Origin of the sequence: Rhodococcus yunnanensis NBRC 103083 (assembly GCF_001895005.1) — a bacterium.
Classification (GTDB): Bacteria; Actinomycetota; Actinomycetes; order Mycobacteriales; family Mycobacteriaceae; genus Rhodococcoides; species Rhodococcoides yunnanense.
Genome location: NZ_BCXH01000008.1, coordinates 67007 through 79462, shown reverse-complemented (window position 1 = coordinate 79462; position 12456 = coordinate 67007). Strand labels below are relative to the sequence as shown.

At 63.4% G+C, this 12456-nt stretch carries 10 protein-coding genes; 1 reads left to right on the top strand and 9 read right to left on the bottom strand.

Annotation, left to right across the window (positions count from 1 at the left end):
• Nucleotides 1-11 precede the first annotated feature (11 nt).
• Genes RY1_RS14840 through RY1_RS14830 form a run of 3 tightly spaced genes read right to left on the bottom strand, consistent with a single transcriptional unit; the run spans nucleotide 12 to nucleotide 4422 of the window.
• Complete coding sequence (locus RY1_RS14840; RefSeq protein WP_281249976.1) at nucleotides 12-704, bottom strand: nucleotidyl transferase AbiEii/AbiGii toxin family protein; 693 nt, start codon at nucleotides 702-704, stop codon at nucleotides 12-14.
• Nucleotides 685-891, bottom strand: coding sequence for a hypothetical protein (locus tag RY1_RS14835; RefSeq protein WP_072804378.1), 207 nt, complete (start codon nucleotides 889-891; stop codon nucleotides 685-687). The genes RY1_RS14840 and RY1_RS14835 overlap by 20 nt, the downstream gene beginning before the upstream one ends.
• Nucleotides 892-939: 48 nt before the next feature.
• Nucleotides 940-4422, bottom strand: a complete 3483-nt coding sequence (locus RY1_RS14830; protein WP_072804376.1) for a helicase-related protein — start codon at nucleotides 4420-4422, stop codon at nucleotides 940-942.
• Here RY1_RS14830 and RY1_RS14825 point away from each other — a divergent pair.
• Complete coding sequence (locus tag RY1_RS14825; protein ID WP_306305354.1) at nucleotides 4394-4852, top strand: helix-turn-helix domain-containing protein; 459 nt, start codon at nucleotides 4394-4396, stop codon at nucleotides 4850-4852. The genes RY1_RS14830 and RY1_RS14825 overlap by 29 nt on opposite strands.
• Nucleotides 4853-4856: 4 nt before the next feature.
• Here RY1_RS14825 and cydB read toward each other — a convergent pair whose 3' ends face one another.
• The 6 genes from cydB to RY1_RS14795 all read right to left on the bottom strand — a co-directional run bounded on the left by cydB (nucleotide 4857) and on the right by RY1_RS14795 (nucleotide 12453).
• Complete coding sequence (cydB, locus tag RY1_RS14820; RefSeq protein ID WP_072804375.1) at nucleotides 4857-5888, bottom strand: cytochrome d ubiquinol oxidase subunit II; 1032 nt, start codon at nucleotides 5886-5888, stop codon at nucleotides 4857-4859.
• A 9-nt stretch (nucleotides 5889-5897) separates the two neighbouring features.
• On the bottom strand, nucleotides 5898-7370 hold the full coding sequence (locus tag RY1_RS14815; protein WP_072804373.1) for a cytochrome ubiquinol oxidase subunit I: 1473 nt from the start codon (nucleotides 7368-7370) through the stop codon (nucleotides 5898-5900).
• Between the two features lie 114 nt (nucleotides 7371-7484).
• A complete protein-coding gene (locus RY1_RS14810; RefSeq protein WP_072804371.1) occupies nucleotides 7485-8972 on the bottom strand; it encodes a carboxylesterase/lipase family protein in 1488 nt (495 codons plus the stop codon).
• Between the two features lie 35 nt (nucleotides 8973-9007).
• Nucleotides 9008-9739 (bottom strand): hypothetical protein, encoded by a 732-nt coding sequence (locus RY1_RS14805; RefSeq protein WP_072804369.1) that lies wholly within the window; start codon nucleotides 9737-9739, stop codon nucleotides 9008-9010.
• 75 nt (nucleotides 9740-9814) lie between these two features.
• A complete protein-coding gene (nicT, locus tag RY1_RS14800) occupies nucleotides 9815-10930 on the bottom strand; it encodes a Nickel transporter NicT (protein ID WP_072804368.1) in 1116 nt (371 codons plus the stop codon).
• A complete protein-coding gene (locus RY1_RS14795; protein ID WP_072804366.1) occupies nucleotides 10927-12453 on the bottom strand; it encodes a VWA domain-containing protein in 1527 nt (508 codons plus the stop codon). Before RY1_RS14795 ends, nicT begins: the two co-directional genes overlap by 4 nt.
• Nucleotides 12454-12456: the final 3 nt, after the last annotated feature.

Genomic DNA, 12456 nt, shown 5'->3' with positions numbered 1-12456 from the left:
GGGACCTTGATCTACGGGCCGACCAGGTCTCCGATGCCCTTACGGAGCTCCTCCGACACCGAACCCATCTGCATGCTCTCGGCACACGTTTCGAGCCACCCCGGTTCGTCCAATGCGGCATGCACAGCAAGTTCTAGCGTCCGGTCGATACTCCGGCCGTAGGCACTCACGGCCTTCGCCTTACCTTCAGCCCACTGGACCTCGTCGAATGGGAGCATCGCGAGGTCGATCAGATCGCGAGAGAAGAGGCCCCGGTCTGCCCACCGGTCGTCGTTGGCCAGCAGCTTGGTCGCGACCATGTCGACGACACCCAACGTGGCGACACCCTCGACCTGATCAGCATCGCCCGGCAGGTCAAGCGAAATTCGACTCTCGTGAATGATCTCGAGCTTGATCGGGCCGGCCGCCGACCCGATCAAGTTGCGGATCCCGTACCTGTCCGCGCGAACCTCGCGCAGTGCTGTGACGTCGCCGATTGCGCTCATCCCCTGAGACGTGATCAGTTGACGAAGGTCGCGGTAAGCACTCCAGTCCGAGATCAGGAAGGCGATGTCCGCCGAGACCCGCCATTCCCCAAACCGCATGACCATTGCGGTTCCGCCACCGAAATGGCAGCGCGCATCAACCAGCAGGTCGGAGTCCAAAGAACTCAATACAGCAGCAATAGCGCGATGGTGCTCGTGCTCAAACAAGGAGCTTCCCACCGCTGTACACGTCGGCGAGATGCTGGATGAAGGCCTGCTCGCGCGCGTCGAGATCACCGACGAAACGCCAATTCCGCTCGTAGAGCTGCAGTGCCGCGAGCTCACTCACCACCGTGTCATCGCCGACATGCCAAGAGATCGCGCGCAGCTGAGGATAATCGGCGACACGCACAGTCGGCTCGCTCATCGCACCCCTGAAAGACGGTTTCGGCCCAGATTACGCCCGCCGCGTCGTTCAGTGCGGCGCCTTCCCCTTCGCCCAGGCACGGTCCCAGTCGATCTGGATGTGAGCGGTGTCCGTGTCACCCATGTTGTAGTTGCGGAAATAATCGGTCAGGTACCGGATTTCGTCGAACTCCGGACCACGCTGCGAGACGCGAACCAACGCCAACCGGTGATTGACCCCGGTGTTCTGGGCGTACAGCACCTGGTTGTAGCTGATCGAGAAGTGGCTCGCCCCTTCGATGCGGCCCTTCACTTCGATCAACACGGTCGGCCCGCGCTCACCCTGGTCGTCGAGCGGAGGTACCGACCGGATGTCGTAGCCCTTGTTGTTGTGCGGCATTTCCTCCGGCTCGCGACCCAACGAACGCTCAGCCGCAAGAGTCGCCGTGACTGCACGCAGGTCGGTGACGGTCGTGTCCTTGGCGTATTCGGCCACCGAACCACCGACCATCCCCGCTGGGATGACGAGCATGACGGCGCTCAGCACCGGCGGCCGCGCCGCGAGCATGGCATCACGTTCCAGGTCGGTCAGACGCGTCGCCAGCCGCAACTCCAGTTCACGAGCACGCGCCTCCAGCCGATCAGGACTCTGTCTGGGCTTTCGACCACCCGCCGCGAGCACCTCACGAATGCGCGCGGCCTCGGAATCCAGGAAGTTGACCTGGCCGACCAGCCTCGACTTCACCGCGGCTGCCGTTTTCTCGACGGTCGGCAACAGCCGAGAACGTACGTCGGTCAGGTGCTCCGGCTGAGCCACGCTCGCCGCCCACCCCATTGCGCGGTCGGCCAGCCCTGCACGAATCCATTCCGCGCCCATTGCTTCCGACACCGCGCGCTGAGCCGACTCCGGTACCGGCGCGAGATCGAGATGTGGCGCAGGACCTGCGTCGGCAACGGAACCGTCGGCATGCAGCGACACGAAACTGAACCTCTTGCTGACCACGCGTCGATGGCCATCGAGCACCTCGCCCGTCATCGCCATGACCACGTACGGCTCGGTGCCGGCATCCATCGGTTCGAACAGCGTCGTACCGATCTCGAGAAGTCCCGACGCCCGCTCGACGGTAGCGTCGAGCACCGCGTCGAACAGGGGGTGCGCGGGAGTGAGCAACTCGGCCTGTCGACCCTCGCGGCTACTGATCTGCCCCGGCTCGAACGTGACCCGCTCGTATGCACGAACGACAGGACGACCTGCGTGCTCACGTCGTACCTGGCGGTTTCGGAGCACCGACGGGACGTTGGTGATTTGAAAGCGGCCGCGCTCGCGCTTCGACAAGCGGCCGCCGATACGGCCGAATGCATCGGTGAAGAACGCCTCGATGTAATGCGGCTGCAGACGCCTGGCCATGGCGTCGTCCATCTCACGCCGCAGCCGATCCAACTCGATGGGATTCAAGGTCTCGCGCGCGAGTGCGCGGTCATGAACCAGCTCCTCGCATCCTTCGGAGACCTTCGCGTCGACCACCCGCTCGATCTCCGCGATGCGCGCGGGATCATCGCCGTAACGAATCGCGTCCATCAGCAACGTCCGCAGCGGCGTCTCGGCGAATGCGTCACCTAGTACGTCGAACAGTTTGCCTCCGTACGCTTTTCGCTGCTGTTCCATTTTCTCGAGCAGGCGCACGAAAACCTGACCCTCGCGGGTCTCGTCGGCGACGATGTTCCACAAGCGGCACACGTTCTGTTGGCCGATCCTGTGGATACGACCGAAGCGTTGCTCGAGACGGTTGGGATTCCACGGCAGGTCGTAGTTGATCATCAGATGTGCAGCTTGCAGATTCAAACCTTCACCTGCAGCATCGGTGGCGACAAGCACCTGCCGAGAAGGCTCCTGCGTGAACAACTCTCGGACGATCTTTCGATCCGTCCGCCTGGTACCGCCATGGATAGTCAAGACCGCGTCGTCATCACCGAGTATGTTGCGAATTTGACGCGTGAGGTAGTCAAGAGTGTCGCGGTGTTCGGTGAACACGATGAGCTTGCGCGGCGACCCATCGGCGGCTCGCAGCAGGGACTTGTCCGTCAACAGCGAGCTCAGCTCAGACCATTTTCGGTCGATACCGCTGTCGCGGACTCGCTTCGCAAGCGCGACCAACTCGTCGAGCAGCCGTATTTCGACATCCAGCTCGGCCACCGTCCTGGCCGCCGTTGCCGCATCGACGATTTCCTCTTCGATGTGCTCGAACTCTTCGGCGCTGTATTCGTCCGGGTCGTCGAATTGATCCGCGCTCGGCAGCCGTAGCCTCTCCTCGGCCACCGAGAATTTGCCCGACGCCATCTCTGCCCGCTTCGTCGCAAGACGGGCTCGCCTCCGCTCGAGGCTCCGCAGAATCGCATGGGTGCTCGAAGCCAGCCTGCGTTGCAGCACCGTCAACGCAAAGCCGACTGTGCGACGCTGGGGCGAGTCGGAATGTTGGTCTGCGCGGTTCATCTCCGCGCGGACGTAGTGGGTGACGGCCTCGTACAGTTCGCGCTCACCGGCGGAGAGCGCGTACGGAACCGTCTCGGCAATGCGCTCAGGAAACAGCGGACGCCCCTCGAACGTCAAGAGTTCCTCTTTGACCATCCGACGCATCAGGCCGGTGGTATCTGCTGTCTGACCGCCGCCGCGCGCCTGCCCTTCGAATCGGTCCGGGTCGAGAAGTGACAGAAACGCCTGGAAGTTGTCCTCACTACCCGCGTGCGGGGTTGCTGTCATCAGCAGCAGATGCCGAGTGACGGTCCCGAGGAGCTGGCCGAGGTCGAAACGCCTGGTCTTGCGCAGTTCACCGCCCCACCAGTTCGCGGACATTCGGTGTGCCTCGTCGACGATGACCAGGTCCCACTCACTGTGCGCGAGGCGATCGAGTAGATCTTCAGCCCGCGCAAGCTGATCCATACGAGCCACGAGGAACGGATGCGCTGCGAACGGATCGCCGTCCACGGCAGCGTCGACGAGTTCTCGAGTGAGCAGTGTTGTGGTGATGCCGAATTTACTATCGAGCTCCTCCTGCCACTGGTCGACCAGACCACCTGGGGCAATGATCAGCATGCGCGCCAGATCGCCTCGCAGGATCAGTTCCTTCGCGTAGAGCCCGGCCATGACGGTCTTTCCTGCACCGGGGTCGTCGGCCAGCAGAAACCGAAGCGGCGTCCGCGGCAGCAACTCTCCGTACACCGCGCGAATCTGGTGTGGGAGCGGCGAGATGTCACTCGTAGCGACGGCAAGCATCGGATCGCTGACGCCCGCCATGCGAATTCGGAGTGCTTCGGTCGCGAGCTTGAAGTGCACAGGATCAGCCGTCAATGACCAGGGTGCGCTTGCATCATCGACGATCGTCACTGTGGTGCCGAGGTCATCGGCGAAAACCATTTCCTCCGCAACGAAGCCGTCGGCCCCTCGAACGACGATAGATGCCGCGGATTGACCGTGTCGGTTCACCGAAAGAACTTCCACCGGCGTCGGCCATCGGCCCTGCAGTCGAATGCCCGGGACGAGTTCTTGCATGTTCATTCCATACCCCACTGACGCACATCTAGTTGTGCAGACAATACGTTGTGCATCGGACAAGTTGGAGAACGTGCCGACGAACGAGCGAGGGTCCCTGGAATGGGGGACGTACGGCGATTCGTTCGGACATCGTTTGAGATTCATTCGCAGCCACCGTGGGCTCTCGCAGGAGGATGTCGCGAACCTATGCGGCATGCATCGAAACCAGATATCGAACCTCGAACGTAACACCAGCAACCGGGATCCATTCATCGCCGATCCACAACTCTCGACGGTGTACCGACTTGCACTGGCGTTGAAAGTGGCGCCTTCGCTACTGATTCCCGACGGCAACATGTTGGTCAGTCGCCGCTCACCAGAGCAGGCGACACGATCAGCGTACTCGCGGGTCGAGGCTGAGCTGATCGATCGACTGTCAGCCCTCGATCAGTAGCAACTCACTTCTTCACCCACGTCAATCCGTGGGACTTTCCGATCGCCGAGCTCGAGATGCGTTGCCGGAAGACCCAGTACGTCCAGCCCTGGTACAGCACGACGACCGGGGTCATGAAGGCCGCGACCCAGGTCATGACGGTCAGCGTGTACGGGCTCGACGACGCGTTCGAGATGGTCAGGCTGTAGGCCGGGTCCAAGGTGGAAGGCATGACATTCGGGTAGAGCGAGGCGAACAGCAACGTCACGGCGGCGACGACAGCCACCGAGGTCAGGGCGAAGGCCCGACCCTCCTGCTCGGCCCTGGTGAACGCAACGACACCCAGCAGGGCCGCGGCCGCCACGGCCACGAGAATCCACGTCCATCCCTTGCCGTACGCGAGTTGGGTCCACAGCACGAAGGCCCCCGCGATCGGCACTGCGGGGAGAGCGAGTTTGGCCGCGATGGCGACTGCGTCCTCACGAATCTCGTCGGAAGATTTCAGCGCCAGGAACACCGCACCGTGCAGAGCGAACACCAAAGCCGTTGTCACACCGCCCAACAACGCGTACGGGTTCAACAGGTCGAAGAAGCTCGAGACGACCTGCTTGTTCGCATCGATCTCGACCCCTCGCACGATGTTCGCGAACGCGACTCCCCAGAGGATCGCGGGCACCCAGGATCCGAAGACTATTCCCCAGTCGCAGCGCTGACGCCAGGCGTCGTCGTCGATCTTCGCGCGCCACTCGATCGCGACGACCCGCACGATCAGTGCCACCAGAATGATCAGCAGCGGAATGTAGAAGCCCGAGAACAGAGTTGCGTACCAATCGGGGAACGCTGCGAACAATGCCCCGCCTGCGGTGATGAGCCACACCTCGTTGCCGTCCCATACCGGGCCGATGGTGTTCAGCGCGACGCGTCGTCGTACGTCGGGTGGAATATCGGTGCGCCGACCGACGACGGGCATCAGCATGCCGACGCCGAAATCGAACCCCTCGAGCAGGAAGTAACCGACGAAGAGTACTGCGACGATGACGAACCACAGCTCGGCCATGTCTCTCCTCTAGTACTCGAACGAAAGCTGTTTGGGTTCGGACGGATCGGGCGGCGTTCGGTCGTGATCCAACGGACCTTCCCTGGCGTAGCGGATCATGAGTTTCAGCCACACCACACCGAGCGCGCCGTACAGCAGGGTGAAGGTGATGATCGAAATCCACACGGTCACAGGGGAATGATTCGATACTCCCTGATCGACCGTCAGACGGATCATGTCGACTCCGGTCGGATTGGGGGCCACCATCCACGGCTGGCGCCCCATTTCGGTGAAGATCCAGCCCGAACTGTTGGCCAGGAACGGCATCGGAATCGCGATCAACGCCAGCCACGAGTACCACCGCTGGTCGGGCACTCGGCCGCGGCGCGTCACCCACAGCCCCGCGATCGCCAACGCCGCCGAGCCGGCGGCGAATCCGATCATGGCGCGAAACGCCCAGTACGTCACGAACAGATTCGGGGTGTAGTTGCCCGGCCCGAACTCCTGCTCGTACTGCGCCTGCAGCTGGTTGACGCCTTGCAGGGTGACGCCGGTGAACTTGCCCTCGGCGAGCCACGGCAGCACGTACGGGACTTCGATGATCGACGTCACGCTCTCGCAGTTGTTGTGTGTGCCGATGGTCAATACCGAGAAATCGGGATCGGTCGCGGTGTTGCAGAGTGCTTCCGCCGACGCCATCTTCATCGGCTGTTGGACGAACATCAACTTGCCCTGCGAGTCTCCGGTCAGCGCCACCGCAATACCTGCCGCGAACATCACCAGCAGTGCCAGCCGTGTCGCCGGCCGGAACATCTGGCGTGCATCGGTCGTCAGGCGTGCGGCTTCTCCTGCGTCGACCTTCCACGCTCGGCGCATGTTGCGCACCATCCACCAGCCCGAGATACCCGCAACGAAGGTCCCTGCGGTCAGGAACGCTCCGGAGATGACGTGCGGATACGCGACCAACGCGGTGTTGTTGGACAGCAGATCACCGATACTCGTCAATTGCGCACGTCCGGTCTCGGCGTTGTACTCCGCCCCGACCGGATGCTGCATGAACGAATTCGCGACGATGATGAAATATCCGGACGCGTTGACTCCGATGGCCACCAACCAGATCGTCGCCAGATGCACCAGCCTCGGGAGCCGGTCCCAGCCGAAGATCCACAGGCCGAGGAACGTCGATTCGAGGAAGAACGCGACGAGTCCTTCCATCGCCAGTGGCGCACCGAACACGTCGCCGACGAAGCGGGAGTACTCGCTCCAGTTCATCCCGAACTGGAATTCCTGCACGATGCCGGTGGCGACACCCAGTGCGAAGTTGATGAGAAACAGCTTGCCGAAGAACTTGGTGAGTCGGTACCAGGAGTCCTTCTTGGTGATGACCCACATCGTCTGCATCACCGCGATGATCGGCGCGAGACCGATCGTCAGCGGTACCAGAAGGAAGTGGTAGACAGTCGTGATTCCGAACTGCCACCTCGAGAGATCCAGTGCGTCCATCAGCCACCCCAGCTCAACGGAAATGCTGGTGACCATACTCCGGCACGGAGTCACCCGACGGGCAAAACCGCTGCGGGAGCGGCGAAACCGACACGGCGCCCAGAATCGTCGAGGTTATTCGGACTGCCGGTTCACAAAACGCCACACCTCCCGTGTCGACGGACGCGGGTCGTCGGCAACCGAAGATTGTTCGCCGAACTGCATGACCGATCGATCGCTGCCGTACGGCACCCATCCCGGCGCCCCGTCGCGCACGAAGTCGATCCATGCGCGATGCATCTCGTCGGCTATCTTCTGCGGCGGATTCGCACCGGTGATGCGGGCGGTCTCGGGCTTGTCGAGAACATCGAAGACGAACGGGATCTCCAGCGCATGACAAGCTCCGAGTCGGCCGTCGAACAGCGGGGACCGCCAGGTGAACTCGTACACGAACGCCCTCCCCGCGCGCGATTCGACGATCCGCAGTGCCGGGATACGGAAGAACCAGTCGGTCATCACCGCAATGAGCAGTTCGCCGGGCGTGGCGTCGGGCAACTGCGCGCGGTACGCGTCGACCGCCTCGTCGACGTCGGCTCCATAGGCACCGAGGACCGCCCGAACCCGCGCCTCGTCCACATACGCCGTGACGCCTGCGGGCACCAAGAAGAACGCGAACTCCTCGCTCGTCGTTCCGATCAGGATGTCGACGTCGGAACCGGCGCCCTGCGCGATCCGCGTGTACGGCAGTGCGGGAACGACGTCGCCGTCGATGTACGGCTCGAACGGCATCATCTTGAACGCGAGTTCGCCCCACGCCCCGGTCGGTGCCTCGGCGGTGATGCGGTCACCCAGGTCGCGCTGAGCGTCGACGAACGCGTCCACCGGTACGGACGCAAGGCCCTCGGCCGTCGCCGAAGCACCGACCGCCGCCGCCAATGCGGCAGCGACCTTCTCGGCTGTGGCCTCGGTGATCACGTGATTACCGGCGCCGCTCTGCAGAACAGCGCGCTGAAACAGCCCTTCCGCACGAGGCATCGACAACAGGGTCCCGACGCTCATGGCTCCTGCCGATTCACCGGCGACGGTCACCTTCGCTGGATCTCCGCCGAACGAGGCGATGTTGTCGCGCACCCACTCGAGTGCGGCGACCTGATCGAGCAGTCCGCGGTTGGCGGGTGCACCCTCGATCCTGGCGAATCCGTCCGCGCCGAGGCGGTAGTTGATCGTGACGGCGACGATGCCGTCACGGGCGAAGGCGGACGCGTCGTAGATCGGGACCGCGTTGGAGCCGTTGGTGAACGCGCCGCCGTGTATCCAGACGAACACCGGAAGACCGGATGCACCGACGTCCGGTGTCCACACGTTGACGTTGAGGCACTCCTCGCCCGGCACTACCGGTTCACTGAGGATTTCGCTGATCGGAGGCCGGTACCCGATCTTCGGCGCCGTCGCACCGAGCGTCACCGCGTCACGCACTCCTTCCCAGGACGGGGGCGGCGACGGCGCCGCGAAACGCCGTCGTCCGAACGGCGCTTGCGCGTACGGAATTCCCAGAAACGAAGTGACCGGTCCGGCGCTCTGTCCGCGCAGCCGGCCTTGGGCAATGTCAACGATGACGTCCATCAACCCTTACTACCCGACGGGACGCGTCCGGTGCACTACTTCCGAAGCCGCCGCTTGCGTTCGATCCACCGGCGTCGTGCCGAGCCGTAGGCCAGCCACCCGCTTCCGAGCGCCAGGATCGATCCGCCCAGGATCCACTGGATACTCGACGCGTCGACACCCGAGTCGATACCTACCACGACGACGAAGACACCGAACGCGGCCGCGGTGAGGCACGCGAGAAACTGTTCCGATGTCTCTCGCCGCTTCGATGTCTCGTTGGCGACGAGTCCGAGAGGAATATCGAGGATTCGTCGAGCTTCGGGCAAGATGTCGCATTGCCCGGACGCGACCGACTCGACAATCCCGGCACGGACGAGATTCCACATCGCGGGATTGTTCCGTGCTGCCCCGAGCGGGTACCCCCGAATCCGCCGTCCCGACGCATCCTGGAAATGCAGGAAGTAGCGCTTGCGTCCTCGTCGGCTGACGCTCAGCGTGGTCAGCTCGCGTGTCTCGACCCACCGTGCGCCCATCTGCACCCACCCGGCTCCTGCGGACAAGGCCGGGTGCCACGTCGAATACACCAGTGCAGCAATGACTATCGCGTACCCGATCCACACCTGCCACGAGTAGACGCTCGGCGCGGGCCTGCCTCGATGTCCGACAACGAAGAACACCACTGTTCCGACAACGACGAGTGCCGCGACGCCGACGGTCGACCCGCGCTGCCATTCGAGCGTCTCCCCCATACCGTTCGGTGGTTCCGGTGCTCCGAGTCCGGCCATCGCTCACCCCCCAGTGATCGCTGCGAATGATATCCGGCCGCGCGTGCACAGCGACCGCCGGACGTCACTACGCACTCACGGGGTGGGGCCCTGCGCAGCCGCGAACCGCTCGTCGATCCTGGCGAACTTGTAGTAGAGCAGCGCGCCGATCCACACGACGAAGAAGGTGCCGACGACGATCTGCCCCGCCACGTTCAAGTTGATCGAGCCGAGGAACTCCCATGGCTGGCCGGTGAGACCGAGCTCGTCGCCGAGCAGGGACAGCAGCTGCACCGACCCGATGACCACCGCCACGAAGATCGACAGCGACGTCATCGTGATGTTGTAGTAGATCTTGCGTACTGGCGTGACGAATGCCCACCCGTACGCCTTCGACATGAACACGCCGTCGATGGTGTCCATCGTCGTCATCCCCGCGGCGAAGATGATCGGTAGCGCGATGATCGCCATCGGGGGCAGTCCACCCGCCATGGCGGTGGTTCCGGCGATGGCGAGCAGACCGATCTGGGTTGCGGTATCGAACCCGAGCCCGAACAGCAGACCGAGCGGATACATCTGCCACGAGTCCTTGATGAACCGGTCGTAGCGTCCGCGGAAGATTCGGTTCATGAATCCGCGCTTGGCGAGCAGGTCGTCGAGGTGTTCCTCCGAGTACTCGCCCCGCTTGGCCCGACGCCACACCCGCACGATGCCTGCGAGCACAGCGAAGTTCAGTGCTGCGATCAAGTACAGGAAGGTCCCGGACACCACGGTGCCGATGACACCGCCGATACCTTCGAACGCTTCCTGGAACGCCGTCGCTTTCGTGGCCACGAACGCGATCGCGGCCACGAACAGAAACACCACCGTCGAATGCCCGAGCGAGAAGAACAGTCCGACGGCCAGTGGTCGCTTGCCCTTCTGCAACAGGAAGCGGGTGGTGTCGTCGATGGCGGCGATGTGATCGGCGTCGAAGGCGTGCCGCATCCCGAGTGTGTAGGCGAGCACACCTGCGCCTGCATAGACGAGTGTGCCGTCGGCCCCCGTCAGGTCGTGAATACGCGGAATGGAGTTGTAATGAACGAACAGTCCCCATCCGAGCACGTGCAGCGCTGCGATGAACGCGAACATTCCGGCCAGACGCGGCACTTCGTCTCGGGTGAACCGGCTGCGCCGATCGGCCGGCACCGAGGGCCTGTCCAGAGTCGTCATCGTCCTACCTGTTCTGTAGCGAGTGCGTCGGCGGTGCTGGTGAGACCCGTCAGGTCGCGCACCACCCGCACGCGGTCACAATACTCCGCATAGGCAGGCAGGTCGCACGAGCCGAGCCCCCAGGAGTATCGCGGCTCAGGGGTCAGCCAGATCGTTTCCTTTGCACGTCTTGTTATTTCGGCGAAAGCTTCGACATTGGGGTCGAGCCCGTTCGAGCGGCCGTCGGCGAGCACGAGCACGGTCGTTCGCCTGCTCACCGCGTTGCCGTGGTCGTCGAGGAACTGCCCGAATGCGTTCCCGTGGTCGGAATTGCCGTCGACGTCGAGTACGTCGCCGCCGAAGACGAGACCGAGTGCATGTTCGACGCTGTGGTCGGCGAACAGATCCGTGATCTCCACCAGATCCGAAACGAATGCAAATGTGCGCACCTGACTTACCAAGTCCTGCAGGCCATGTACCAGGTGAAGGGTGAACCTCGCCGTCGCACGCACCGACAAGCTCACATCGGTGAGCAACAGCAACCGCGGTTTGTCCTCGCTGCGCTGCACGGTCACCGGACGAAACGGCACCCCGTCGTATCGCATGTTGCGGCGCATGGTCCGCCCCGAGTCCACGCGTCCACGAGCGCCCGCCTTACGACGATGAGTGAGCGCACCGTGCAGGCTCTGGGTCAACCTGCGCAGCGACTCCTCCAGTTCGGCGCGCTCGTGCTCACCGACGTGATCGACCGTCGCAACCCGATCCTCGCGACCTTCGACGACGGTGTTCTCGAGCGCCAGAAGCGATTCGAGGTGATGCTTGAGTGCCTCGGGAAGATTGGCGAACACGCCGGCCAGCCGCTCACGTAATGCGGTGGCCTCGTCCAGGACATCGCCCTGCACGTCCTCGGGCAGGTCGTCGAGCCAGCCGAACAGTGCATCCTGTTCGGCGACCGACAGATCGGCGTCGACCTTGGTCCCCGTCGAGGTCGAGATCTTGCCCGGTATCCCAGCACCTTTCAGGTGGTCCGTCTCGATCTGGATTCGCTCGCCCTGGCCGAGATTGCTGGTGGCGTCCTTGCTGAAGACGATCTCGTCGGTCATCGCGGCGAGGTCGACCTTGTTGGCCTCCTGATGCAGATTGTATTGCGTCGCAAGGTCGTCCGGATCGAAGAACTCGCGAATGTCCGACGGCGCCCCGTGCTCGTGCCCCTGCTCCGGCAGGTTTCCCGGTTCCTCACTGAGCGTGAAGGATTCGAGAATCCCGTCGTCGGACAGGTCGTCGTGGCCGTGGCCGTGGCCGACCTGTCCGCTGTCCTTCTGCACTTTCACCAGGGCGAAGAACAGATCGAAGACTTCCTCGAACACGGGATCGCCCTCGCGGTCCTTGACCAGCGACACCCGCAGCGCCTCACGGAGGAGACGGCGATCCTCCAGCATTCCCGGCTGCGCGGCCGCAGCCATGGCGTCGAGCATCTCGGGGACGGAGATCCTCATGCCCCGCAACCGGAGCAACCGCACGAATCGGTGCAGGCTCTGCTCCACTGT